Below are 26,808 nucleotides of genomic sequence, written 5' to 3'. Positions count from 1 at the left end.
CTTTAAAGTGATTACTCTATCACTTTTAACAATACGAAAAGCAGGCCTTTATAAAAAGTCTGCTTTTCGTTAATAAAAAACTTCCAAAAAGCAACTTCCTATTTTATTATTATTCTATTTTCGCCAGCTTTAGTTTAAGATTACGGGGATTATATAATGAACGAAAAAAACTGGTTACACTATTACAAAAATAGCTTAACAGATAGTGAAAATTTAGCAGTTGATATTGCTAAAATTAAAAATTTGTATCATCAAAACAATTCAGATTTAAGTAATGCTTTTATAAACAACAAGCAAGCTACTGAATTGATAGATGCAGAGGAAAGAAGAATTAATAGATTACGTGGTATTTTAAAAAAAGATAGTAGTAATTGGCACGAAATTGATCAAACAAAAATTTTAATAGCTCCTTTCCATTTAGAATATCAAACAGATAACCCTAAATTCAAACAAAAATTAATTCATCCTTTTTGGATTTATGCTACTGTAAATAGATTAGGACAGTTATCTGCTCCTAAAGATATTTTCCCGCTAATTGTTCGTAATTACATGACGCCAATGGCAGATGTAAAAAATGATTTCATTTTCACTTCTATCGACACAGTATTAGATGCTAAAGAAATTGAACCTCCAATGCCAGAATATGAAGATGAAGTGGTTCCTTGGAATGAATACTGGGACTATATTAATGAGGTTTTTAAAGCTATTACTTATAAAAACTTATACCAATATAGAGCTGAAAAATACACTACACAGTTTAAGTTAACTTACTTTTCTGTAAGCTCTAAAATATCTACAGCAAAAAGTATATTATTTTTATACGAGAACTTATTAAATTATGATGAAGAGTTACCATTACTATCTAAAATAATTACTCCTGAACAAGTTGTAAAAAGAGATGCCATTACTGATGAAGATTTTTTAAACTTCAACCACCTACATTTAGGTCAAATGTCAGATAGTTTCCCTTTATCTGTAAGTCAACGTAAAACTTTATTATCCTATTTATCTGCAGAAAAAAGCTCTGTTACCGCAGTTAATGGACCTCCAGGAACTGGAAAAACAACTTTATTGCAGAGTTTAGTAGCTACAGAAGTAGTAAGAAGTGCAATTATTGGTGAAGAGCCTCCAATTGTTTTAGCTTGTTCAAACAACAATCAAGCTGTTACAAATATTATAGATAGTTTTATTAATTCTGAAAGTAGCTTGACAGAATTATCTAAAAGATGGATCCCAAACTTTAAAGGTTATGCCACTTATTTACCTTCAAACGGAAAAAATGAAAAGTATTTGGGGGATATTAATTTCTTAAAAGGTAATTTATTCGGACATGAAGGAACTTTATGTAATCTTGAAAATGAAGAATATTTAGAAGATGCAGAATATAATTTCTTAACCGAATACTGTAATTATTTTAATATACAGAGTAATTCTATAGAAGATGCCATTGATCATATTCAAGATGAAATTTTAATTATTGAAGAACAATTGATTGACAGTGTTGATTTTCCTAGAAATCATATAAAATCAATTAATTTCATTAATAAATCATTACTAAATGAAGAAGATCATGTTACTCGAGAAAACTTCAATATTGGTAAACTTACTGCTTGGAGAACAACTTTAAGTTCTTTAAAGGCTAGTTACAAAAAAGCTGATTTTCTTTCTTTAGTAAAAGAACACTTTAAAGTTAATAATGAAGAACCTACAGAACATAAAAATTGGATTTTTAAAATAGATGAAATCACAATTAACGATAAAGAAAAAACGAATACATATTTAAAAGAGCTTATTAATCATTTAAATATCGCGCTTCAAACCAATTTAAAATTGAAAAGTTGGAGAAAGCAAATAAACATTGAAAGCTTCCCTATTTTGAAGGAAGAAGAATTATGGGCTTCTGAATTTGAAAAATTAAATTCAAAAAACACAACTCCTCGTTTTTACTATGATGAACTAGACGTTTCTTTACGTCACAAAGCTTTTTTATTAGCAACACATTACTGGGAAGGGAGATGGTTATTAGCCACAAGAGAAGCTTTAGAAGAAGATACTGAGAGAGGAACAGGAGAACAAGCCATTATGTTAAAATGGAAACGTAGAGCAATGTTAACACCTTGTTTTGTGGCAACTTTTTACATGGCGCCAAGTCACTTTTTATATAGCCAATATCAAGGAGAAAATGAAAATGGAAAACCTATTTTTGAATATTTTCCGCTATATAATTTTATCGATTTATTAATTATTGATGAGGCCGGACAAGTTACTCCTGAAGTAAGTATTCCTGTTTTTGCGATAGCCAAAAAAGCTTTCGTCGTTGGTGATTTAAAACAAATTGAACCTATTTGGTCTATTCCTTCTAGAATTGATAAAGGAAATTTATCTAGCTTAAATATCATTCAGCAAGAACAAGACATGTATTCTTTAGAAAATTCAGGTTTTTTAGCTTCCAATGGATGTATTATGAAAATGGCTCAAAACTCTTGTGAGTATGAAACACCAATTAATAATACCAAAGAACAAGGTTTAATTCTTTTAGAACACAGAAGGTGTAATGATGAAATTATTGATTTCTGTAACGAATTGGCTTATGGTGGTATTTTAAAACCAATGAAAGGTAAAGCTAGAGAAGAACAAGCTTTTCCTTCGATGATGGCTTATCACATTAACGGCGTAAGTGAACGTAAATATAATAGCCGACAAAACATACAGGAAGTAAAAGCTATTATTACTTGGTTACAACAAAATAAAGAAAAAATACAAGATGCTTACAATGTAGATCATATTGAAGAAGTTTTAGGAATCATCACTCCATTTGCAAGTCAAAAAGGAGAACTGTCTAAAGCTTTAATTGAAGCTGGTTTTAAAGTTAGTAATATTAAACTAGGAACAGTGCACGCATTACAAGGTGCAGAAAGAAGTATTATTTTATTTAGTTCTGTATACACCAACGAAGATGAAGGTACTATGTTCTTTGAAAAAGATAATAAGCCGAATATGCTAAATGTTTCTGTTTCTAGAGCAAAAGATAGTTTTATTTTATTTGGAGATACTAGAATTTTTGACGAAACAAAAAACACTCCTTCAGGAGTTCTGAAGAAACATTTGAATATTTATGAAATGGCAACTTAAAAGCTAAAAAAAGCCTCATAATATGATATAATGAGGCTTTTTTATACTTTATTTGTTATTTATCAAACTCTAAAATTGTTTTCTTAATAATAGAAATACAATCTCTAAGCTCTTCTTCATTCATTACTAATGGTGGTGCAAAACGAATAATATTTCCGTGAGTTGGCTTTGCTAACAATCCGTTATCTCGTAATCTCATACAGATATTCCACGCAGTTTCACTCTCTTCAGAATCGTTAATTACAATCGCATTTAACAATCCTTTTCCTCTTACTAAAGTAACTAATTCAGTTTCTTTAACTAATTTACCAATTTCTTCTCTAAAGATTTTCCCTAATCGATCTGCATTTTCAGCTAGTTTCTCTTCTTTAACTACATCTAAAGCTGCAATAGCAACTGCTGCTGCGATAGGATTTCCTCCAAAAGTAGAACCGTGGTTTCCAGGACGAATTACATTCATAATTTCGTCATTTGCTAATACTGCAGATACTGGATAAGCTCCTCCACTTAATGCCTTTCCTAAGATTAAGATGTTCGGTTTTACTTCTTCGTGATCTACAGCCAATAATTTCCCTGTTCTAGCAATTCCTGTTTGTACTTCATCTGCAATAAATAACACATTATACTTTTCACATAATGCTTTTGCTGCTGCTAAATACCCTTCAGAAGGAACATAAACTCCAGCTTCACCTTGAATTGGCTCAGCCATAAACCCAGCTACATTTTTATTATTTGCTAGTGCTTCTTCTAAAGCTTGTAAATTATCGTATTCAATTTTGATGAAACCATTTGTAAATGGACCAAAGTTTTTACGAGCAACAGGATCGTTTGAAAATGAAATAATTGTTGTAGTTCTACCGTGGAAATTGTTCTTACATACAATAATTTCGGCTTCATTCTCGTCAATTCCTTTAACTTCGTAAGCCCATTTTCTACAAATTTTTAATGCAGTTTCAACAGCTTCTGCTCCAGTATTCATTGGTAACAACTTGTCAAAACCAAAATACTCTGTAGCATATTTCTCATACTGTCCTAACATATCGTTGTAAAAAGCTCTAGACGTTAATGTTAACGTTTTAGCTTGTTCAACCATTGCATTTACGATTTTCGGATGACAATGTCCTTGATTTACGGCAGAATAAGCAGATAAGAAATCATAATATTTTTTTCCTTCTACATCCCAAACATACACTCCTTCACCTTTACTTAAAACTACTGGTAACGGATGGTAATTATGAGCTCCATACTTGTTTTCTAAATCGATTGCTTGCTGTGACGTTAATTTTTCTAAAACAGCCATTTCTTTAATTTTTTAAAATTTATAAAATAACCATTCCTACTGTACCTTTATTCTTTCGAAGAAGTTCGAAAAAGCAGCGTGGGAGAGAAATCACCCCTAAGAGGTTCGCAAATTAATAAATATTCATCGGCTGATAAAATCTTACTTCAAGCTTTTTGATGCTAATGATAAGATTTGCACTTCTAATCTTTTTATTTCTCTTAATAAAGCATTTTTATCCATTTGCATCCAAGCAAATACTTTCAACATACTTACGCCAAGTAAAAAAATTACTGCTCCCGTAGCCCACTTTATTAACTCTTTAACTTCTGATGCTTCAAAAAATTGAACAAGACAGAATATAAAAAATCCGAAAAAGATTAATGTAACTATATTCATAGCTACTAAAATCCATTTATTTTTCCCTTTAAATAAGCCAAATACCATCTGCCAAATGGTTTGCTCTTCTAGCTCTTGATAAAAAACAGCTTCTTCTTCTGTTAATGTTTCTTTTATTAATTTATCAATATCTTCTGTAAATTTCATAATGTATTATTTTATTGTATTCTTTAATTTTTCTCTTGCATGAAATAATCTAGATTTCACAGTACCTACCGAAACTTTTAATAATTCACTTATTTCAGTTAATGATCTTTCTTCAACGTAAAAAAGACGTATCACTTGCTGATGTGCTATCGTTAATTCTTTTATTGCTTTACTTAATTTATCTTTCTTATCATTTATCGATTCTTGAAATTCTTCTTCTATTTCAACATCTTCTTTATAAAATGTGATATGTTTCGTTTGTCTTTGTTTTTTTCTTAAATAATCTAAAGCTTTCCTTTTTACGATTTGTATTGCCCAACTCTTAAACTTGTTTGCATCCTCTAAAGTCTTCAACTTATTTATTATAACCACCCAACTTTCTTGAGCTATATCTTTTGCTACAACTGAACTATTCACATATGAAAAAGCGATTTTACAAAAAGGTTGATGCCATTTTTTTACCAAAATCATAAGTGCTTTTTTATCTCCTTTTAAATACATTTGAACAAGCTCTTTATCTGTATGTAGAATTTTATTTTTCATAAGTTGTATTCACTTACATGACGTGTAATTTTGCAAAAGGTTCATTTTTTTTTTTTATATTGAAATAATTATGGTGACTTAATTAAAATATAAAGTGTCATAAAAAAAACAATTAATAACAATTAAAAGGTGTTAACTATGAATTTATTAAAAAAAATTACCCCTATTTTTTTTATCTCCTTAATGTTAATTTTACAGAGTTGTTCTAGCTGCGATAACGAAAATCCTACAGCAAGAGTTACTAACCAAGGAACAGATGACGTAAGTGTTCAAGTAAAAACATCAGGAGGAAATACCGAAAACATAAATAATATTGCTTCTGGCCAATCTTCAGTAACTACAAGTTACGCTCCTGGAGAAATTACTTATACAGTAGTTTTAAAAAACGGAACTGAATTAGTAAAAAAAATAGATGTAAATTTTTGTGAAGATTATGTAGTAATAGTGAAAAGCGATAACACAATTGATATCACTTCTACTCCACGAGATTAGAAAAACAATATAAAAAACAATGAAGACCTTTTAAAATTACTTTTAAGAGGTCTTTTTATATTAAATTCGATAATAAACCCATAAGTATTTTCTAATTTTGCAATCTTTAAAATCAATATAAAGATGCCAAGAAGAGAACGTAACAAGTTTGTTAAAAGAGGAGAGATTATTGAAATTCTTATTGAAGATTATGCCTTTGGTGGAAAAGGTATAGGACGTATTCGTAACGAACACGGAGAATTTGTAGTTTTTGTTCCGAATACTTTACCTGGACAAACAGTAAAAGCTAGGGTTACGAAATCTCAGAAGAAATATGCTGAATGTAAATTAATTGATGTTCTAAAAGCTTCTGAAGATGAAATTTCTTCAAATTATCAAGAAGTTCCTGGTGCACCTTATATTCAACTTCCTATAGAAAAACAACACGAGTACAAATACACAAGTACCATGTCTTTATTCAAAAAAATAGGAAAAATTGAAAATATCGAAGATTACTTTGATGAATTTGTGAGTTCACCAAACGTATTTCATTATAGAAATAAAATGGAATATAGTTTTTCTGCTATTGGTTACGATCGTGAACAAAAAACAGATGTAGATGAATTTACATTAGGTTTTAAAAGACGTGGTGTTTGGTGGATGGGTGAAAACCTAGATAAAGATAGCGGACTTTTTGATGCTGACTTTGAAAATAGTTTAAAAACAATACGAACTTTCTGTGAAGAAACAGGTTTAGCACCTTGGCATGGACCAAAAAAAGAAGGTTTTTTCAGATATTTTGTAGTACGAAAATCTTACAAAACAAACGAGTTGTTATGCAATCTTGTTACTACTTCTAAAGATTTAGATAAATTTAGTTTCCCAAAATTTATAGCGCTTTTACAAGAATTGTTTGGTGAGCGTTTAGCTGGTTTATTACATACTATAAATGATGAAACCGGAGATAGAACAATTGCTACTTCTGGAAGTATTGATTTAGTATATGGTAAAGATAAAATCGTAGAGGAATTACTTGGATTGAACTTTGAAATAAGTATGAAAAGTTTTTTTCAAACAAATCCGAAGTCTGCTGAAAAATTATATAACAAAGTAGTAGATTATGCCTTAGAGAATAAAGAAGCTGTTGATAATACAATTGTTATGGATTTATTCTGTGGAACAGGAACTATCGGACAGATTTTAGCTTCTCGTAGTGAAAATGCAAAAATTGTTGGTGTTGATATTGTCGCTTCTGCTATTGAAGATGCTAGAGAAAATGCCAAACGAAATAATATTGAAGGTGTTGAATTCTATGCTGCCGATGTAGGAAAGTTTTTATTAGAACAACCTCAATTCAAAAATAAAATCAAGACTATTATTTTAGATCCTGCTCGTGCTGGTATAGCTCCTAAAACACTTAAAAAAATCATAAATCTAAACGCAGATAGAATGGTTTATGTATCTTGTAACCCAGCTACTCAAGCAAGAGATACAGAGCAATTACAGGAAGCAGGTTATACTATTAAGAAAATAAGTTTAGTAGATCAATTTCCACATACAGCTCATATCGAAACTGTAGTTTTATTTGAAAAATAATAGTTTATGAGATTTCTAAAATATGCTATCATTTTATTTGTAGCAGCAATTTGTTTTTTATCGTGTGAGAAAGATGATTTTTGCACGCAAAACCCTGTAACCCCTAATCTTATTTTGCGTTTTTACGATAATACTACTTTAACGGAATTTAAAGAAGTAAAACGTTTTACTATGTCTACTGGAGGAATTACTTTATTTTCAGATATAGCAACAGATTCTATAGCCATACCTTTAAATACAATAGCGGAAGAAACTGTTTTTACTTTAACAAGAAATGAAACTAATAATGTAGATAATACTGGAGATGAAACAGCCACTTTAACCGTAAAATATACTCCAGAAAATGAATATGTTTCTAGATCTTGTGGTTTTAGAGTAATTTTTAATAATGTTACCTTCGAAGCAACTGGTTGGATAGATCGTTTATCTGTAACTGAATTAGAATCAATAAAAAATCAAGCGAATGCGCACGTTAACATTTTCCATTAAGGTATTCATTTTCTTATTTGCAGTTAACTTACAAGCTCAAAAAGCTTCAAAAAAAGAAACTCCAAAAGATAGTGTAGTTTATAAAACGGGATACGGTTTACGTTTAGGAATAGATTTAAGTAAACCTGGATTAAGTTTTATTGATAAAAGCTATACTGGTTTTGAAATTGTTGGTGATTATAGAGTTTCTAAAAATTGGTATGTTGCTGCTGAAATTGGTCATGAAGAAGAAATTACATTTGAAGATTTTACAACCTCTACTTCAAAAGGAAATTATATTCGTTTAGGCGCTAACTTAAACACCTATAATAATTGGTTAGATATGAATAACGAAGTATATGTTGGTGGTAGATATGGCTTAGCTATATTTGAACATACTTTAAATGAATTTACTCCTAATATTTCTACTGGAAGTACAGATACACCAATAATATTTCCTAATCAACCTATCACAACACCAGTAAGTGAATCTGGACTAACAGCTCATTGGTTCGAATTTCAAATCGGTATAAAGGTCGAAACTTTCAAAAACTTGTTTGTCGGTTTTCATGGATCATACAAAATTGGTTTAAGTATCGATGATCAAAAAAACTTTAAAACCTTATACGCACCAGGTTTTAATAGAGTATTTGAAAGTAATACTGGATTTGGTTTTAATTACACAATTTCTTATTTAATCCCTTTTGTTAATAAATAATTTTAAAGCGTACCCGCTATTTTAGTACCTTTACAAAAAGTATTAAACAAACTTATTAACAATGGACAGAATACCTAGCGTTGATCTAAGAGACTTTTTATCTGAAGATGAAAGTAGAAAACAAAAATTTATAAAGGAAATTGGAAATGCATATGAAACAATAGGTTTTGTTGCGTTGAAAGGTCACTTTTTAGATGATGCTTTAGTTGACAACTTATATGCACAAATCAAAAAGTTTTTTGATTTGCCTGTCGACACAAAACAGAAGTATGAAATACCTGGTATTGGAGGACAACGTGGTTACGTTTCTTTTGGTAAAGAAAGTGCTAAAGGTAAAAAAGAAGGAGACTTAAAAGAGTTTTGGCACTTTGGGCAATATGTAGAGAACAATCCTGCTTTAGAAGAAGAGTACCCAAAAAATGTAATTGTTGAAGAATTACCTGAATTTAATGAGATTGGAAAACAAACTTATAAAATGTTAGAAAAAACAGCTAAATACGTTTTACGATCTTTAGCCTTGTTTTTAAACTTAGATGAAGAATACTTCGACAATTATATATTGAATGGTAATAGTATTTTAAGACCTATTCACTATCCTCCTATTCATGAAGAACCAAAAGGAGCTGTTAGAGCTGCTGCACATGGCGATATTAACTTAATTACACTTTTAATGGGAGCTCATGGTAAAGGATTACAAGTTCAAAACCATGATGGAGAATGGATTGATGCAATTGCACAACCCGATGAATTAATGATTAATGTTGGAGACATGTTATCTAGACATAGTAACAACAAATTAAAATCTACAATACATAGAGTAGTTAACCCACCTAAAGAGCTTTGGGGAACATCGAGATATTCTATTCCATTTTTTATGCACCCTGTTTCTGAAATGAAATTAAATGTTTTAGAAAACTGTATCGACGAAAACAACCCTAAACAATTTGAAGATATTACTGCTGGAGAATTCTTAAATGAACGTTTACGTGAATTAGGATTAATAAAATAACAGGTAATGGACCTACAAGATCAATTAAAAAATCTTTTTCCAGATCATAAATTCGAAGAACCAAAACAGGAAGAAAAACCAGATGTTTGGTTACAAGATGAACCTTTACTTTGCAAGTATGAAAAACGTAAAGGTAAGCCTATTACAATTATAGATGGTTACAATGGAGCTACTGAGGACTTTAAAAAATTAGCTAAAGAAATTAAAACTAAATTTTCTGTTGGTGGTAGCTTTAAAGATGACAAAATTATAATTCAAGGTGATTATCGTGATAAAATTATGGAACTGTTAAAAGAAAAAGGCTTTAATGTTAAAAGAGTTGGTGGTTAATACTTTTAAAAGTATTAACCATTTTTATTAAAACGCCTTTAATCAATTAAATAAAAATCACTTTTTTAACAAAAAAAACAATAAATACTTAAAAATTAAACCAAAACTAAATAATATTCTCAGAATATTATTTTTTTTATTAATATTGGAGTGCATTTTTTTAAGTCCCTATTAATGAGCACTTTTTTACATATAACTAACGGTGATGTTACTACTCAAATTTTAAAAAATTTAAAAATAGAGGGTGAAATCATTACTTGGAGAGAGATGTTGTGTGAAGGAAAAACTACTACAGATGTAGGTAGTGAAGATTTTTGGAAAATTCGTTACGATTTTTTAAGTTCTGCTTATAAAGTAACCAAAAAAACTTTTATAGATTTTACTTTAAAGGAATATAGAAATCTTTGCAAACAAAATCAAGATGAAATTGTATTATGGTTCGATCATGATCTATTTTGTCAAGTTAATTTAGTTGCAGTAGTTAGTTGGCTTAAGAAATATAGAAAAGGCAGAAAAATTACTTTAGTCCAAACTAATATTAGCGATCAATCTCAAAGTAGATATGGTTTTTCTGGAATTTCTAAAGATGAATTAACAGTATTATATAATAATAGAGTAACATTATCACAAGACGATATTGAATATGCCGACTACATTTGGCAATTGTATTGTTCCGATAGTCCTTTACGATTAGAAACAGTTCATAAATTCAATCCTTCTTCTCCATTTATCTACTTAACAGATGCTATAAATGCTCATCTAAGACGTTTTCCTTCTTTAGAAAACGGACTAAACAAAATAGAGAATACAATTTTACATACGGTTAACACTTCAAACTTAAAGAACGAGAATGATTTAATACGCTCTTTATTAACTAATCAAAAAGTTTATGGCTTTGGAGATGTTCAATATTCTAACAAAATAAAAGAATTAAAAACACTTTTTTCTTCACTAAATCCTGTAAAGCTTAGTGAGTCTGGAATTAAAGTGCTTCATAATCAATTAAATTACTATAGAGAATTACGTTCTGATTTTTCGTATCTTGGCGGGGCTAAAAAATACAGTTATTTGTATGTAAACGCTACAGACAAGTTACTGAAATTATAACATCTTAATGAAGATTAAAAATTCTGAACTAATTTTAAATAGTGATGGTAGTATTTACCATTTAAACTTAAGACCTGAACATATTTCAACAGATATTATATTTGTTGGAGATCAATATAGAGTAGAAAAAGTGACAAAACACTTCGATTCAATCGAGTTTTCTACTCAAAAAAGAGAATTTAAAACAACAACTGGAATTTATAAAGGAAAACGAATTTCAGTCGTTTCAACAGGTATTGGCCCAGATAATATTGATATTGTTTTAAACGAACTAGACGCCTTAGTTAATATTGATTTTGAAACTCGAGAAATCAAAAAAAATCACACTCAATTAAATATTACTCGTATTGGAACTTCTGGTTCTTTACAAGACGATATTCCTGTAGATAGCTTTTTACTAAGTAGTCATGCTATAGATTTAAACGGTATGTTACAAGCTTATGACTTAAAAGATATCGCACATCCAGATATTGAAGAAGCATTTGTAAAACAAACCGATTGGTCGGAAAGAAAGGCATATCCTGTTGTAATTGCTAATTCTGAAGAGCTCGCTAATAAATTAAGTTCTGAAAAAACTCATCAAGGAATTACAGCTACTGCTGGTGGTTTTTACGGACCTCAAGGAAGAGTTTTACGATTACAACTTCAAGATCCTGAACAAAATTCTAAAATTGATAATTTTTCATATCAAAACCATAGAATTACAAACTTAGAAATGGAAACTTCAGCTATTTATGGACTTTCAAAATTATTAGGTCATAATGCATGTTCTATGAATGCTATCTTAGCAAATAGAGCAAATGGAACTTTTAGTGAAAACCCAAGTGTAGTTGTAGAAAAATTAATTTTATATACCCTAGATAAATTAGTTGAATAAATGTTGAATTTAAAAGTTGGTGGTGTTCCAGAACACTTTAATTACCCATGGTACATCACTCTAAAAAATAAAGAATACACTAAGCAAAACATCAATTTACGTTGGCAAGATTTCCCAGGTGGAACTGGAGCAATGTGTAAAGCTTTACGCGAAAAAAAAATTGATATTGCAATTGTTTTAACTGAAGGAATTATTAAAGATATTATCAATGGTAATCCTTCAAAAATTATTCAAACCTTTGTAAAAAGTCCTTTAATCTGGGGAATTCACGTAGGAGCTAAATCTAAATTTCAATCTATTGATGACTTAGAAAACGCAACTGTAGCTATTAGTAGATATGGTTCTGGCTCTCACCTAATGGCTATTGTAAACGCTTATAATAATGGATGGGATATTGATAAACTGAAGTTTAAAGTTGTTAAAAATTTACAAGGAGGAATTGATGCTTTAACTGATGGAGAAGCCGATTATTTTATGTGGGAACATTTTACAACAAAACCTTTAGTAGATAATGGTACTTTTAGAAGAGTTGGTGACTGCCCTACTCCATGGCCTTGCTTTGTTGTTGCTATTCGAGAAGAAATATTAGAAAATCATCCTGAAGAAGTAAAAACAGTATTAGATATTATTAATAATTGTACTTCAGATTTCAAATCTATTGAAAACATAGATGAAACACTTTCTATACGATATGAACAACAATTAGAAGACATCCAAAAATGGTTATCTATTACCGAATGGAATGATGGAAAACCAATGTCTGAAAATTTATTAACCAGTATTCAAAATAAGATGGTAACATTTAACGTTATTGAAGAGAAAATTGATTCTGGTAAATTGATTAAAATTTTATAAATTAGCATTTCTAAAAGTAAAAAAATGAAAAGAGTAGTATTTATTGCAATTTGTGTAGTTGGTTTATTAGGATTAACATCTTGTGGAAGCACAGCTCCTTGTGGCTTATCACAAACAAAAACTAAGCAAACTCAACAAAACTATCAACAAGAAGTTGTTGTTGCAGATGCAACAGCAGAATAAGTTGATTGTTCTTTTTTCAAATTCAATAAATCCGCTTCTTTAGCGGATTTTTTTTATTACAAAATTTACCAGAATTAAAAATAAATACGAATATGGTTTAGATTGTGGAACTGGAGCTGGTTCTTTTTCTATTAATCTATATGAAAGTTTTTCTTCTAAAGTACCTCATAAACAACTTTTAGTTCCATATTATTTAGGGGCTTACCATCAAAATGATACTAGTGGAGACACAATAAATGATTTAATTTATAATATGCTCAACTATATTTGCCTGTATTTTCTTATGATAGAAAGGACTTCATCTTATATTAAATCAAATTATATTAATCTATCTTACAAAGACATAATTAATCTTATGATCCAAGAAAAAAGTCGAGTTTTTAAACAAGTTTATGATTAATTCTTCTTCTGTAGCATCGGTACAAACTTGAAATCACCAAGTTCATGTTTTTCAAATTCTTTAAGAGATTTACGGATTAACAAAGTCATAATTTGAGTTCCTTCACCTACAGGAATTAACAACTTTCCTCCTACTTTTAATTGTCCTAATAAAGGTTTAGGAATAAAAGGTGCTCCAGCCGTGACTATAATTTTATCAAACGGTGCTTGTTCTGGCAAACCTTTGTAACCATCTCCAAAAATGAAACGTTTCGGCTTATAACCAATTTTAGGCAAAAACAAAGATGTTCTCTTAAATAATTCATGTTGTCTTTCTATGGTATAAACCTCTGCTTTTAACTCTAATAACACAGCTGTTTGATAACCAGAACCTGTACCAATTTCTAATACTTTTTCACCTTCTTTAATTTCCAATACCTGTGATTGAAATGCTACTGTATATGGATGAGAAATAGTTTGGTTCGCTGCTATTGGAAAAGCCTTATCTTGATAGGCATGATCTTCGAAACTACTATCGATAAATAGGTGACGTGGAATTTTTCTAACAGCATTTAATACTTTTTCATCTACTATTCCTTTTTTGTTTAACACAGTAGCTAATTGATTTCTAAGTCCTTGATGTTTGGTAGTATCTCTCACAACATGTAAATTTTCAGCAGGCTAAAAGTAGCAATAAATACCAAAAAAAGTCTATAAAAGTGTATCTTTGTTAACACTGATTTGTAAATCAGTTCAATAAAAATAAATCTGAAATTTATGCTAAAAGCTGGAGTTTTAGGTGCAGGTCATTTAGGAAAAATTCACCTACGCCTTTTACAAGAATCTGATAAATACGAACTCGTTGGATTTTACGATCCTAACAAAGAAAATGCAGATAAAGTAGTTACTGAATACGGCTACAAATATTTTGACACTGTAGAAAGCTTAATCGATGCAGTTGATGTTGTCGATATTGTAACTCCCACACTTTCTCATTTCGATTGTGCAAAACAAGCTATAGAGAAAGGAAAACACATTTTTATTGAAAAACCTATCACAAATACCATACAAGAAGCAGAAGCAATTCGAACTTTAGCAAGTCAGAATCATGTACGCGGGCAAGTAGGACATGTAGAACGTTTTAATCCTGCTTTTACTGCAGTAAAAGACATCATCGAAAATCCTATGTTTATTGAAACTCATCGATTAGCCGAATTTAATCCTAGAGGAACAGATGTTCCTGTAGTATTAGATTTAATGATTCATGACATTGATATTATTCTTTCTGTAGTAAAATCTAAAGTAAAAAATATTTCCGCAAGTGGTGTTTCTGTTATTTCTGAAACTCCAGATATCGCAAACGCCAGAATAGAATTTGAAAATGGTTGTGTTGCCAATTTAACTTCGAGTAGAATTTCAATGAAGAATATGAGAAAAACGCGCTTTTTTCAAAAAGATGCTTACATTTCTGTCGACTTTTTAGAAAAGAAATCTGAAGTAGTTAAAATGAAAGACGCGCCTGAAATACCAGATGATTTTGCTATGATTTTGCAAAATGCTGAAGGAATAAAAAAACAAATCTATTTTGAAAACCCAAAGATAGAATCAAACAATGCGATTTTAGATGAGTTGAATTCGTTTGCAGATGCAATTCACAATAAAACTACTCCGATCGTTTCCTTAACTCAAGGAACAGAAGCTTTACGAGTGGCACATCAAATTATCGATTGTTTTTCAAAATAATAATCCAAAACAACACTAAAATTAAATCTTACATGAAAAATATTGCAGTAATTGGTGCAGGTACTATGGGAAATGGAATTGCCCACACATTTGCTCAATTTGGTTACAATGTTCAATTAATAGACATATCTCAAGCAGCTTTAGACAAAGGTTTAGCTACGATTTCTAAAAACTTAGATCGTATGGTAGCTAAAGAAAAAATATCTGCTCAAGATAAAGAAGATACTTTAAGCAACATTACCACTCATACATCTATTAAAGAAGGTGTACAATCGGTTGGTTTAGTTGTTGAAGCTGCTACTGAAAACATCGATTTAAAATTAAAAATTTTTAAAGATTTAGATGAGGTTTGTGGGGAAGATACTATTCTTGCAACAAACACTTCTTCTATCTCAATTACACAAATCGCTGCCGCTACAAACAGACCAGAAAAAGTAATAGGAATGCATTTTATGAATCCTGTTCCTATTATGAAGTTAGTAGAAATTATTAGAGGATATAATACTTCTGATGAAGTAAACAACACTATAGTAGAACTTACTGAAAAGATAAAAAAAGTTCCTGTAGAAGTAAATGATTATCCAGGTTTTGTGGCTAATAGAATTTTAATGCCAATGATTAATGAATCTATTGAAACTTTATACAATGGAGTTGCTGGTGTTAAAGAAATAGATACCGTAATGAAATTAGGTATGGCACATCCAATGGGACCATTACAATTAGCTGATTTTATTGGTTTAGATGTATGTTTATCTATTTTAAACGTAATGTATGATGGATTTAAAAATCCAAAATACGCACCATGTCCATTATTAGTAAATATGGTAACTGCTGGTAAATTAGGAGTAAAATCTGGAGAAGGTTTTTATGACTATAGCGAAAGTAGAAAAGCTGAAAACGTTGCTAAAATGTTTCAATAAACTTTTAGTTTTAATTATACAAATGAAAAAGGAACTCTAAAATAAGAGTTCCTTTTTTTTGTTGGGGAATTACATGTTCTTTAGATGCAATAAGGGGAAAACATTTAAATGTGATAATTGGGGATTATACGAACATTTGTAGTTTTTATTTATTAAAAGGGTATTTATTTTCATTTGAATAAACTGGAATCTTTTGTACACTCATTTTTGATGTATTCTCTGCTGTAAATAATCTAACTAATATTTCATTTAACATTTGAAAAACTCTCATAATTTTGTTTTTTTTGGGATTCTTACTTACTTCTTACACTGGCTAAATTACAAAAGCTTTAAGGTTGATAAATTAGTTTTTAGACTTTTAGTAGCTATTTAATCGATAAGTGGTATTAATCACTCGTTAAACCAAATTAAGATAATTATCTTGTTTATAAACGTAAAACAATAAAGCTACCTTACTTATTTTATTTAAAAATTAATTTACCATTCATCTCTCTTTCTTTAGAACTGATTCTATAAAAATAAATACCAGAAGCTAATTGATTTCTATTAAAGAATATTGTGTTACTTCCAACTTTAGCTATAATTTTTTCTTTGTGAACTTGCTTTCCTAAAACATTAAATATTTCAAAACTATAGTCGTTGGTATTTACTGAATTAAAAGTGAATATTGTACTTTCTATAACTGGATTAGGACTTACTTTTGCAGTTTCTAACTGAGATTCATTTTTTACAGAAGCGGTTGCTTGTTTAGAGAACTTGAAATTGGCAAGCTCTAAACTCTTATCAACCATACTACCATCTTCAGCTACTAAAGTTATAAATAACATCTTTACATCATTCAAATTTACTTCACCGCTTAAATTAGAAACAATATCTCCTTTAAACAATACATAGTTCTTTAAATGCTCCGTTAGATTAACCGTTATATATGGTTGATCTTCCCAATTTGCTATACTCTCTTTAACAAAAAGTATTTTCATTTTTCCAACTCCTTTGGCATCAAAAGAAATTTGATCGAATTCAGATAAATTAACCCCTTCAAATTTTGGTGTTAAAGATCTATAAATAGAAACATCTTGGTTTGTTGTTGCTGTAAGGTTAATATTTCTTTCAATTTTATATACATTTTCTTCTTCAGATTCATTATTTACAATTACGTTAAATGTATTTATAAAAGTCTGAGAACTATTATCTATTCCCCAAGTACCATCTGAAAGAAATAAATCATCGGGTGTTAAATCGTACTGATTACGAAGTCTGAAACCAAAGTCATAAATATTTCCAATATCTAAAGTTACATTATTAATATAACCAGTTAAATCAACATTAAAAGTTACTGACTCGCTTGCTGCTGTTTCGGTTACTCTTTTATTACCTTCAATTATAATTGTTGATGGTTTTAAATTATTGATAATTTCTAAATCGATCTTACCTCCTCTTTTATATGCTGCTTTTTTTATAAATACAGGAGGTGCCTCTGAACTTCTGTACTCACTAATTGGTTTTTGAACCTCTAGAAGATTCAATACTTCTTGAGAAAGGTTATATAAATCATCTATAGAACTAGCCCAAACTTGAAAATTATAATACCCTTTATCTTCATATTTATCTAAATTCCAATGAGATTCAACTATAAAAGAAGTATTATCATCTGACTCTCTAACAGAAAAACTAGCAACAAACTCAACAGAACCATCTGGTTGTTTTACTCTAGATTTAATAAAAAGACCATCATTTATTTCCATATTTGATACCGATAATAACTCAGCACCTGTAAAACGATCACAAATATGCTTTGTATGTTCATACACTTTATTTTCTGTCTTTAATAATAATAAAGTACCATATCCTTTGTTATCTCTTATATAATCAACTGAAACTATATCTGTTGCATTAGTAATATCTACCAAATCATCTGGAGAACTTTCCACCGCTGTTGTTCCAGATATAACATCCATTGGAACTAAATCCCAAAGTGATATATTTTGATTATTTGATCTTCTAGCATAAAAACTATTTTTTTCAATCTTCCTAGCTTTTGCTACATCAAAAGTATAATTAGCTTTTATCCTATTAATATTTCTTTTATTAATTTGAATTGATAAGCGATTATTACTTTCTAAACCTCCTCCATTACCGCTTGATGTCGGAGAAATAGTTGGACAGCTTGCAACACCAGAACAAGAAGGATCATCACAATCTACCAATCCGTCTCCGTCGTCATCTAATCCATTACTACAATCTTCTTGGGGAACTGGAGCTGTAGGACATCTTGCACCATCATTACTATTACTAGACGGCCCAAATGCAAACAAATTAGAATTCATATCGAGACTACTAGTAACATTTTGAACTTCTTTTATAATATAAACAGTACCCGTTTGATTTGCTGAAACATAAAAATTCCCATCAACATCAAAATATACAGCTCCATATGTATAACTTAAACCTGATAAAATTGGAACTTCTCCTAATGTTTCTACTACATTTGTATTTGTATCAATTCTGTATAAATTATTCGTATTCTTTTCAACAGTATATAATTTTCCATCAACTGCATTAAAAGCCCAATCATGAACATTTATGGACTTACTAATTGTTTGGGTTCCTAATTTAGTTAAATATGTAGGAGAACTTGGATCTAAATCTATTGTGTAATAAGAATTACTAGAATTTCTTAAATAGTATATCCCGTTTTGGTTTACATCACCAACATAAGAATAAGAAGCTCCGGGTATTAAAAAAGTAGTTGTACTATAATCTTTTCCTACTCTAATAATCGTATTATCTGGAAATCGTAAAGATCCCCATATATACCCATCCTTTTCATTATATCCTACAGCATTAATATTATCTAACGCTAAATCTATTCCATCTAATGAAGAACTACCAGAAGCTAAATTTACAGTATAAACATCGTTTGTTTGAAATAAATATGCTTCAGTTACACAGTTAAAAGGCTCATTAATTTGCGTAAAAGTATTTTGATGAAATAAAACTATTAATATTAAAATTAATTTTTTAGTGATTATTGGGGAAAAATTCTTCATGACAAAGTAGTTTATTGGGGGTTAACAATAATGTTTACAGCAATTTACAACTTTAACATTCCTTTTGTAAAGGAAAAATACTGTTTTGCACTTTATACACGTTCAAATACACAAATAATCAGACAAACTTCATTATAAACAACAAAAGGAGCTATTTAATAGCTCCTTTTGTTGTTTATCTATAATAATTTATTAATTATCCTTTTCTTTGTCTTTTTTATCTTTAGATGCTTTATTCCATATTTTTATTTCATCTGCTGAAGTAACACCAGATTTCACCTCAATATTTACACCATCTGAAATACCTAACTCTAATTCTTTCTTTTCAAACTTTCCATCTTCCTTCTTAATTTCAACATAAGGTTTTTCTGTTTTTTTATCAAAACGTAATAAAGCCTCTTTTATAGCTAAAACACTATCTTTTTTCTCTAAAACAATATCTGCATTAGCAGAATATCCGGCTCTTATAAAGTTACTATCATCTAAAGTAACATCTGCTTTAATTTTAAACTGAACTGCTCCTGCTTCTTCTGTTCCTTTAGGTGCTATGAAATTCAATTCAGCTGGAAACTTTTTATTTTCAATGGCTCCGAGAGACACTTGAAGCTTTGTTCCTCTTACTAGCTTTCCAACTTCAGATTCATCTACTTTTCCTTCGAAAATCATTTTATTCATATCAGCGATAGTCGCAATTGTAGTTCCTGCATTAAAACTATTACTTTGAATTACTTGATATCCTTTTTTAACTGGTATTTCAACAATCATTCCTGAAGAAGTTGCTCTAATATTTGTATTTGCAGCACTTCCTAATCCAGCTGTAGTACCTCTTTTAATAATATCCATATTAGATTTTGCATTCGATAAACGTTGCTTTGCATTATTGAACGACAACTCCGAATTTTCAAATTCTTGCCTAGAAATCACCCCTTTTTCAAAAAGGCTTCTATTACGATCAAATTGTGTTTTGGCATTTTCGTATGACAATTGTGCATTTTTTATTTCGTTATTTGCTGAATTTAATGCTTCAACATTTGGTACCACTCTCACAGTTGCTATTAAATCTCCTGCTTTAACTATTTGACCTTCTTCTACTAAAACTCGATCTACGATTCCTGCAATTTGAGGCTTAATTTCAACTTCTTCTAATGGTATAACCTTACCTGTTGCTACTGTTTTTTTAACGATACTAGTTTTAAACGGTTTCTCGGTTTCATACTCAACCACGTTCTTCTTGTTCTTTTTCGCAAACCAGATTAAAACGGCTGCAAACAGAATTGCTACAATTATTAATATAATTTTGGCTCTTTTACTCATTTTATTTGTTTATAAAGTCTGATTACTATTTTTTTTATTCTTCTCTTAATGCTTCTATTGGTTTTATTAATGTTGCCATATAAGCTGGTATTAATCCTATTGAAGTTCCTAATACTATAAGAATTCCAAATGCTATTAAAATAATTGGAATATTTACTGTAGGATTTAATAAGGCCGCATCTGGACCTGTTGCAAATGCTTTATCTATTCCATAAAGGACAAGACCTCCGAAAATGATTCCTAACATTCCTGCAACAACAGTTAAGAAAATTGATTCTAGTATTACTTGTAATCTAATTTCTATTGGAGTTGCTCCTAGTGCTCTTCGTATTCCAATTTCTTTGGTTCTCTCTTTCACCGTAATCAATAAGATATTTCCAATTGCAAAAACTCCTGCTATTAATGTTGCGATTCCTACAAACCAAGTTAAAAATTGCATTCCAGTAAGGAAACCTGTAAATTTTCCTATTTCTTTTCCTAAGTTGATCCCACCTAATGCTTTATTATCTTCAGGATCTACCGTATGTAGGTTTTTTAAAGCTAATTGAATATCTAATTCAAACTGTTCAATATCTATTCCTTCTTCAGCAGTAATCATCATCCAATCAATTCTATTTCCTCTATTATAAATTTGTTGAAAAGTAGTAAATGGTATGTAAGCTGTATCACCATCAAAATCAATTGCTCCAGATTTATAAACTCCAACTACTTTATAGTTTACATTATTAATAATGATATATTGATTGATCGGATCTTCATTTTTTTCAAATAACTGTTTATAAATATTTTCTTCTATTACAGTCACTTTAGTTTTATTATCAATATCATTCTGATTTAGAAATCTTCCGTAAATCAAATTTTTCTTCTGTACTTTATCAAGTACTGGATAATCTCCACTAACTTGAAAATCTCCAGATTTAAAACCATTTACCATTAAATTCATGGTTTGACATCTTGGTACAATATACTTTAAACGTCCTTTAAATTCTTCTTGTAATACATCAACATCTTTTGTTTTTAATTGTATTCTTCGACCTTTTTGAAATCCTTTAAAAGGTTTTTCAGTTCTTTGTGTCCAAACTACTAGGCTGTTTGTTGCAAAATCACCAAATAAATTTTTAAAATTATTTTCCATTCCTCTTGCAGCTCCTAAAAGAACAACTAACAAGAATATTCCCCAAAGCACTCCAATAATCGTAATCACTGTACGAGTTTTGTTTTTACGAATTCCTCCGTAAATCTCTTGCCAAGTATCTGAATCAAATAAAAATTTAATCATAATTAATCTGCTCTTAGTGCTACAATTGGTTTGATTTGTGCGGCTCTTTTTGCTGGCAAATACCCTGCAAGTAAACCAGCTAATATTAAAATAATTGTAGCTCCTACAACTATTCCTGTACTTACACTAGGATTATAAATGAAATATTTCTCTAATCCATCTCCTATTTGATCCAGTATAAAAGTTCCGAGTAAAAGTCCAAAATACCCAGCTAAACCAGTTATTAAAAGTGATTCTTTTACCACCATTCCTATTATTGAAACGGGCTTAGCTCCCAATGCCTTTCTTATCCCAAATTCTTTTGTTCTTTCTTTAATAGAAAAAATCATAATATTACTAATTCCAATAATTCCTGCTATTAATGTTCCAGAACCTACAAAAATCACAATAAAGAATAATGCTGTTGTTAACTGACCTACCCCTTTATTCGCTTCGGCCATATTTCTAATAAACAAAGCGCTTTGATCATCAGGATGTATATCTAATCGTTGTTTTAAATCTCTTTCTAATCCATTTCCAAATGATAAGGCTCTATCAATCGTAAGTCTCGGATTATATCCAATTAAAATATTATCTATAAAATCATTATTCCCATATAATTTTTGTGCAGTTGTAATTGGCATATATATATTTCGCTCTTCTCTATCTCCTCCTTCATCAGAAAAAACCCCAACTATTTTATAGGATATATCATTAACGTTAACATATTTACCTAAAGCTACTCGTTCACCAAAAAGATCTTTTTTTACTAAACGACCTATAACTATAACTTTATTTTTCTGATTTAAATCTAACTGATTAATAAATCTTCCTTCATCAATGATCGTTTTTTCTAAATATCTATGATCTGGATGAACTGCTCTAATGTTATAATTATCTTGATTATTTTTATAAACAACCTGAGCACTTAAGTATTTTCTTGCTGATATATATTGAATCTTATCAGAATAATTATCTACGATATAATCTAAATCTTTATTTCTAAGTTTTATTCGTCTACCAGATTGTAACCCTTTATACGGTTTAGTAGTTTTCCAAACTCTTACAAACATTGAATTATTTGCGTCATCAACAAAAGCTTGAGTAAAAAAATTCTGAAGTCCATTTACAATTCCAAAAAGTAATGTAAATAATAATATTGCAAATGAAATTGTAAACCCAGAAAGTATAGTTCTAAGTTTATTTTTGTTGATACTTTGAAATATCTCTCGCCAAGAATCTAAATCGAACATACTAATAAACTTTTTTCAAATCGTGTTTTTTTGTATACTCGTCACTTATAATTACTCCATCTTTTAATCGAACAATTCTATTGGTTTGTTCTGCTACATCTTCCTCATGAGTAATTACAAAAACTGTCATCCCTTCATCATTAATTCCTTTTAAAAGATCCATAACAGAATCTGTTGTTTTAGAATCTAATGCTCCAGTTGGCTCATCAGCTAAGATTACTTTAGGTTTTGTTACTAGAGCTCTAGCAATTGCCACTCTCTGTTTTTGTCCTCCAGATAATTCATTAGGTAAGTGATTAGCCCAAGGTCCAAGCTCTACCTTTTCTAAATATTCTTGAGCTATTTTTAATCGTTCTTTTCTCCCCATACCTTTATAGTACAATGGAAGTGCTACATTTTCAACAGCTGTCTTGTATGAAATCAAATTAAAAGATTGAAAAACAAACCCAAGAAACTTATTTCTTAAAATAGCAGCCTTTTTTTCGTTTAGGTTTTGAATTAGTTGTCCGTTTAAGTAATAATTCCCTTCATCATGGCTATCTAATAAACCAACGATATTTAATAATGTTGATTTTCCAGAACCTGAAGATCCCATAATAGATACAAATTCACCCTCTTTAATATGTAAATCAAGTCCTTTTAATACATGTAGCGATTCTTTTCCTATTGGATAAGATTTGTGTAGTCCTTCTATTCGAATCATATGGTTAGTTAGTTTTACTTTAAAATAAGTACACAAAAAACCTAATATTGCATACATACAAACACTAGACGCTGACAATTAAAATTTGTTACAAGAAGTTATCGTAATTTTGTAAAAAAGATTAAAACATTGTTTTATGATTGATTTCCCAAAGGATAAACAAATCATACTTTTTGATGGTATTTGTAATCTATGTAATGATTTTGTGCTTAAAGTTATTAGGTACGATAAGAAGAATAACTTTTTATTTACATCTTTACAATCTGAAACTGGAAAAACAATACTTGAACATTTAAAAATTAATACTTCAGAAATAGATTCAATTATCCTTTATAAACCGTCCTCTTCTTATTACATTAAATCTTCTGCAGCATTAAAAATTATGAATAGCTTCGGAAGTATTTGGAAATTAACTTATTTTTTTTGGTTAATTCCAAAACCTTTGCGTAATCTTGCCTACGATTTTATAGCCAAAAATCGTTATAAATGGTTTGGTAAAAAAGAACAGTGTATGATACCAACCCCAGAGTTAACATCTAAATTTTTAAATTAAATGGTACAAGATTTAAAATGTGTAATTTTTGATATGGATGGTGTAATAATAGATTCAGAAGAATTACATAAAAAAGCTTATTATCAAGTTTTTGAATCTTTAAACCTTGAAGTTAACGAAACTTTGTATACATCATTTACAGGTTCTTCAACTTTAAATGCATTCCAAAAATTAGTAGCACATTTTAATTTAAATGAGCAACCAGAAGATTTAGTTTTAAATAAAAGAAAACGATATGTTGATTTTTTTGAAACTGATCCAAATTTAAAATTGATAGATGGCGTTGAAGATTTAATTAAATACTTTTATAGTAAAGGATATGTTTTAGTTTTAGCATCTTCTTCTGCTATGGTTAATATAAATAGAGTATTTGACAGGTTTAATCTTCAGAAATATTTTAAAGCTAAAATTAGCGGAGCAGATTTAAAGGCCTCTAAACCACACCCTGAGATATTTGAAAAAGCTGTACATTTGGGAGGTTATAATAAAGAGGAATGTATAGTAATTGAAGATTCAGACAACGGTATTAAAGCAGCAAATGACGCTGGTGTGTTTGTTGTAGGTTATGATAATCCTATAGTTACAAACCAAACTTTAGAAAATGCCGATATGGTAATCTCTGATTACAAAGAATTAATTGATTTATTTTAATGAAAGCAACGTCATTAAAAGCGTTTTTTATTACGCTTATTTTTATATTATCATTTGGAGGTTTGTCTATATACATATCTAAAAGATCGAAATCCAATGCAGAAAAGAAAAATGTAGCCGAGAAACTTCAGATGGTAAAAAAAGTTAGAGATCAGATTGATTCTGTTACTTTAGATACTAAAACTGAAGATTACACTATGGAGCAAATAATTAAATTGCTCGATGATTATGAAAAGCATCAAAAAATAGGAAAAAAACTGAAGAACACTGATATTAAAGAATTTGAACTAAAATTAGATTTAATTTTTCCGAAATCTTATATTACTTTTTTAGAACATTTTGGCAACGGAGGTTCAGTATACAATAATAAAATTTTAAGTATAGAAAAACCAATATTTTTATCTAAATATCTAAAAACTACAGATCGAAAAATTGAAGATGAAGATGGATTTAAAATAAATACTAATTCTATCTTATGTTTAACCTCAGAAGATTCTAAAGATGGTATTTGGTGTTGGTTAACTGAAGATGAATCTAATAAAAACGGTGAATGGCCAATAGCTTATTTCAATAATAAAGAGAAGAAACTCTATTATGGAGTTGATAATTTTAACCAATGGTTAGATTTACTTTTAACTCACAAATCTGAAATCTCAACCGTTATCAGCAACGATTCAACTTCTGTTGAATAATCTTTTACTTTAAATTATCTAAAATAAAGTTTATCGTTGTATTTGAATTATCATTCACTGCATAAGAATCTGTAATGAATTTTGATGGTACAGCATAACCTTGATTTATTAAATACTTAATATCATCTGCAAATTCCAGTGTTACTTTTCCTGTTAATAATATTCCTAAATCTTTACCTTCTTTATGATAATTATAAATCTTTTTTAACCCAGTTAGATATAAATAATCTTTTGTAAAACCTCCTCCTCTATAAGCTCTTAAAGTTATATAAAAAGCAGCTTCTCTATCTAAATCGTAAGTATTATGAAGCAATCTAAATGTTTTGGAAAACGAATATCCTTTTGCTAAACCATTCACAGCTAAAACTCGATAAGCTAATTCTTTTAATCGCTTTATCGTTAAATTTCCAGACATATATTCACTAAAAACTGCTAAACCTTCTTGAGTTTCTTCGTTATTTGGAAATCCATGAGAAAAGACTTTTAAATCATGTTCTAAACCATTCATTGTAGTCACCATATGAACTCCAATTTCATGATTGGTTAAAATGGCCATTTCATTTTCAGAATAGGTATGATTGCTATTAACAACTAAACTCTTTGTACTATTTAACACCATTGCTATAGCACTCATAGTTGAAGAATGTTTGATATTAAAATCAAAGTCATACTTCTCTCCATAAGTTTTAAAGATTGCCTCGGCTTCTGATGGTGAATATTTTGGTTGAAAAATAGAATTGTTTTCCGTATCATCTTCAAAATGAAGAATGAATTTTGCATTTTCTACATCGGTCTCTGTAGGAGAACCAAAAGATCGCAAACTATTGTAGTAAAACTTCTTTCCTTCTCCAATTGTTTCTATACATTGAATTAATCCTGAGTAGAAATAAATAATTTCTTCATATAAATTTCTAATTCTCTCGTCTTGTATAGCCTCTAGTTCTAAAGCAAAAAACTGACTATGCAATTTAAATTTATCGAAATCTCTTTTTGGATATTTAAAATCTGGATCTGTTAAATATTTTGAAGCAAAAAACTTTTGTTTTTCCTCTTCTATATTAACAGGATTTACATATCTCAATAATTCAATTTTCTTAACAAGCGTATCTATTTGCTTGTCTATATCCAATAGTTTTTGTGCTTTTACAGAAGTATCCATTATCATTAAAAAAACTCAAT

27 protein-coding genes are annotated in these 26,808 nt (G+C 29.5%); 16 read left to right on the top strand and 11 right to left on the bottom strand.

Annotated features, from left to right (window positions below; all coding sequences use genetic code 11):
* Positions 1 to 156: 156 nt before the first annotated feature.
* Positions 157 to 3,132: a DEAD/DEAH box helicase gene (locus AC2TEO_RS17270; RefSeq protein WP_442266015.1), complete on the top strand. Its 2,976-nt coding sequence runs from the start codon at positions 157 to 159 to the stop codon at positions 3,130 to 3,132.
* Positions 3,133 to 3,187: 55 nt separating this feature from the next.
* On the opposite strand, the gene rocD is transcribed toward AC2TEO_RS17270, so the two are convergent.
* The 3 genes from rocD to AC2TEO_RS17255 all read right to left on the bottom strand — a co-directional run bounded on the left by rocD (position 3,188) and on the right by AC2TEO_RS17255 (position 5,500).
* A complete protein-coding gene (gene rocD / locus AC2TEO_RS17265; RefSeq protein ID WP_442266014.1) occupies positions 3,188 to 4,432 on the bottom strand; it encodes an ornithine--oxo-acid transaminase in 1,245 nt (414 codons plus the stop codon).
* Between the two features lie 141 nt (positions 4,433 to 4,573).
* Positions 4,574 to 4,957, bottom strand: coding sequence for a DUF6768 family protein (locus tag AC2TEO_RS17260; protein ID WP_442266013.1), 384 nt, complete (start codon positions 4,955 to 4,957; stop codon positions 4,574 to 4,576).
* Positions 4,958 to 4,963: 6 nt separating this feature from the next.
* On the bottom strand, positions 4,964 to 5,500 hold the full coding sequence (locus tag AC2TEO_RS17255; protein ID WP_442266012.1) for an RNA polymerase sigma factor: 537 nt from the start codon (positions 5,498 to 5,500) through the stop codon (positions 4,964 to 4,966).
* Between the two features lie 138 nt (positions 5,501 to 5,638).
* On the opposite strand from AC2TEO_RS17255, the gene AC2TEO_RS17250 reads away from it, so the two are divergent.
* The 10 genes from AC2TEO_RS17250 (at position 5,639) to AC2TEO_RS17205 (ending at position 13,114) form a co-directional block, all read left to right on the top strand.
* Positions 5,639 to 5,992: a hypothetical protein gene (locus AC2TEO_RS17250; protein ID WP_442266011.1), complete on the top strand. Its 354-nt coding sequence runs from the start codon at positions 5,639 to 5,641 to the stop codon at positions 5,990 to 5,992.
* A 123-nt stretch (positions 5,993 to 6,115) separates the two neighbouring features.
* Positions 6,116 to 7,567: a 23S rRNA (uracil(1939)-C(5))-methyltransferase RlmD gene (rlmD, locus tag AC2TEO_RS17245; RefSeq protein WP_442266010.1), complete on the top strand. Its 1,452-nt coding sequence runs from the start codon at positions 6,116 to 6,118 to the stop codon at positions 7,565 to 7,567.
* A 6-nt stretch (positions 7,568 to 7,573) separates the two neighbouring features.
* Positions 7,574 to 8,056, top strand: coding sequence for a DUF6452 family protein (locus AC2TEO_RS17240; RefSeq protein WP_442266009.1), 483 nt, complete (start codon positions 7,574 to 7,576; stop codon positions 8,054 to 8,056).
* A complete protein-coding gene (locus tag AC2TEO_RS17235; protein ID WP_442266008.1) occupies positions 8,031 to 8,753 on the top strand; it encodes a DUF6048 family protein in 723 nt (240 codons plus the stop codon). Before AC2TEO_RS17240 ends, AC2TEO_RS17235 begins: the two co-directional genes overlap by 26 nt.
* A 61-nt stretch (positions 8,754 to 8,814) precedes the next feature.
* Positions 8,815 to 9,762 (top strand): isopenicillin N synthase family dioxygenase, encoded by a 948-nt coding sequence (locus AC2TEO_RS17230; protein ID WP_442266007.1) that lies wholly within the window; start codon positions 8,815 to 8,817, stop codon positions 9,760 to 9,762.
* A 6-nt stretch (positions 9,763 to 9,768) separates the two neighbouring features.
* Positions 9,769 to 10,092, top strand: a complete 324-nt coding sequence (locus tag AC2TEO_RS17225; protein ID WP_442266006.1) for a translation initiation factor — start codon at positions 9,769 to 9,771, stop codon at positions 10,090 to 10,092.
* A 174-nt stretch (positions 10,093 to 10,266) separates the two neighbouring features.
* Positions 10,267 to 11,199, top strand: coding sequence for a DUF1835 domain-containing protein (locus tag AC2TEO_RS17220; RefSeq protein WP_442266005.1), 933 nt, complete (start codon positions 10,267 to 10,269; stop codon positions 11,197 to 11,199).
* A gap of 7 nt (positions 11,200 to 11,206) precedes the next feature.
* Positions 11,207 to 12,076: a nucleoside phosphorylase gene (locus AC2TEO_RS17215; protein ID WP_442266004.1), complete on the top strand. Its 870-nt coding sequence runs from the start codon at positions 11,207 to 11,209 to the stop codon at positions 12,074 to 12,076.
* Positions 12,077 to 12,931 carry a substrate-binding domain-containing protein gene (locus AC2TEO_RS17210; protein ID WP_442266003.1) on the top strand — a complete coding sequence of 285 codons (855 nt, stop codon included), beginning with the start codon at positions 12,077 to 12,079 and terminating at the stop codon, positions 12,929 to 12,931.
* 24 nt (positions 12,932 to 12,955) lie between these two features.
* Positions 12,956 to 13,114, top strand: a complete 159-nt coding sequence (locus AC2TEO_RS17205; RefSeq protein WP_157730221.1) for a hypothetical protein — start codon at positions 12,956 to 12,958, stop codon at positions 13,112 to 13,114.
* 396 nt (positions 13,115 to 13,510) lie between these two features.
* Here AC2TEO_RS17205 and AC2TEO_RS17200 read toward each other — a convergent pair whose 3' ends face one another.
* Complete coding sequence (locus tag AC2TEO_RS17200) at positions 13,511 to 14,152, bottom strand: protein-L-isoaspartate(D-aspartate) O-methyltransferase (protein WP_442266002.1); 642 nt, start codon at positions 14,150 to 14,152, stop codon at positions 13,511 to 13,513.
* A 117-nt stretch (positions 14,153 to 14,269) separates the two neighbouring features.
* Here AC2TEO_RS17200 and AC2TEO_RS17195 point away from each other — a divergent pair, with 117 nt between their 5' ends.
* Both AC2TEO_RS17195 and AC2TEO_RS17190 read left to right on the top strand, forming a co-directional pair.
* A complete protein-coding gene (locus AC2TEO_RS17195; RefSeq protein ID WP_442266001.1) occupies positions 14,270 to 15,235 on the top strand; it encodes a Gfo/Idh/MocA family protein in 966 nt (321 codons plus the stop codon).
* A 32-nt stretch (positions 15,236 to 15,267) separates the two neighbouring features.
* On the top strand, positions 15,268 to 16,155 hold the full coding sequence (locus AC2TEO_RS17190; protein WP_299679613.1) for a 3-hydroxybutyryl-CoA dehydrogenase: 888 nt from the start codon (positions 15,268 to 15,270) through the stop codon (positions 16,153 to 16,155).
* A 145-nt stretch (positions 16,156 to 16,300) separates the two neighbouring features.
* Here AC2TEO_RS17190 and AC2TEO_RS17185 read toward each other — a convergent pair whose 3' ends face one another.
* From AC2TEO_RS17185 to AC2TEO_RS17160, 6 genes are all read right to left on the bottom strand, one after another.
* The gene (locus tag AC2TEO_RS17185) at positions 16,301 to 16,426 is read right to left on the bottom strand and encodes a hypothetical protein (protein ID WP_442266000.1); all 126 of its coding nucleotides are present in this window, start codon (positions 16,424 to 16,426) and stop codon (positions 16,301 to 16,303) included.
* A gap of 190 nt (positions 16,427 to 16,616) precedes the next feature.
* Positions 16,617 to 19,205 carry a DUF6923 family protein gene (locus tag AC2TEO_RS17180; RefSeq protein ID WP_442265999.1) on the bottom strand — a complete coding sequence of 863 codons (2,589 nt, stop codon included), beginning with the start codon at positions 19,203 to 19,205 and terminating at the stop codon, positions 16,617 to 16,619.
* 192 nt (positions 19,206 to 19,397) lie between these two features.
* Positions 19,398 to 20,519, bottom strand: coding sequence for an efflux RND transporter periplasmic adaptor subunit (locus tag AC2TEO_RS17175; protein WP_442265998.1), 1,122 nt, complete (start codon positions 20,517 to 20,519; stop codon positions 19,398 to 19,400).
* A 34-nt stretch (positions 20,520 to 20,553) separates the two neighbouring features.
* Positions 20,554 to 21,795, bottom strand: a complete 1,242-nt coding sequence (locus AC2TEO_RS17170; RefSeq protein WP_442267774.1) for an ABC transporter permease — start codon at positions 21,793 to 21,795, stop codon at positions 20,554 to 20,556.
* A 5-nt stretch (positions 21,796 to 21,800) separates the two neighbouring features.
* Entirely contained in the window at positions 21,801 to 23,030 is a 1,230-nt protein-coding gene (locus tag AC2TEO_RS17165) for an ABC transporter permease (protein WP_442265997.1), read from the bottom strand.
* A 1-nt stretch (position 23,031) separates the two neighbouring features.
* Entirely contained in the window at positions 23,032 to 23,733 is a 702-nt protein-coding gene (locus tag AC2TEO_RS17160; protein WP_442265996.1) for an ABC transporter ATP-binding protein, read from the bottom strand.
* 136 nt (positions 23,734 to 23,869) lie between these two features.
* On the opposite strand from AC2TEO_RS17160, the gene AC2TEO_RS17155 reads away from it, so the two are divergent.
* Genes AC2TEO_RS17155 through AC2TEO_RS17145 form a run of 3 tightly spaced genes read left to right on the top strand, consistent with a single transcriptional unit; the run spans position 23,870 to position 25,629 of the window.
* Positions 23,870 to 24,286, top strand: coding sequence for a thiol-disulfide oxidoreductase DCC family protein (locus tag AC2TEO_RS17155; RefSeq protein ID WP_442265995.1), 417 nt, complete (start codon positions 23,870 to 23,872; stop codon positions 24,284 to 24,286).
* Positions 24,287 to 24,937 (top strand): HAD family hydrolase, encoded by a 651-nt coding sequence (locus AC2TEO_RS17150; RefSeq protein WP_442265994.1) that lies wholly within the window; start codon positions 24,287 to 24,289, stop codon positions 24,935 to 24,937.
* Positions 24,937 to 25,629 carry an SMI1/KNR4 family protein gene (locus AC2TEO_RS17145; protein WP_442265993.1) on the top strand — a complete coding sequence of 231 codons (693 nt, stop codon included), beginning with the start codon at positions 24,937 to 24,939 and terminating at the stop codon, positions 25,627 to 25,629. The genes AC2TEO_RS17150 and AC2TEO_RS17145 overlap by 1 nt, the downstream gene beginning before the upstream one ends.
* A 4-nt stretch (positions 25,630 to 25,633) precedes the next feature.
* Here AC2TEO_RS17145 and AC2TEO_RS17140 read toward each other — a convergent pair whose 3' ends face one another.
* Entirely contained in the window at positions 25,634 to 26,788 is a 1,155-nt protein-coding gene (locus AC2TEO_RS17140) for a peptidase MATCAP family protein (RefSeq protein ID WP_484730869.1), read from the bottom strand.
* Positions 26,789 to 26,808 lie beyond the last annotated feature (20 nt).

It is taken from the genome of Tenacibaculum aquaeponti (assembly GCF_057221555.1).
Note: the sequence above shows the minus strand (reverse complement) of the source record. Positions and strands in the feature narration are given on the sequence as shown.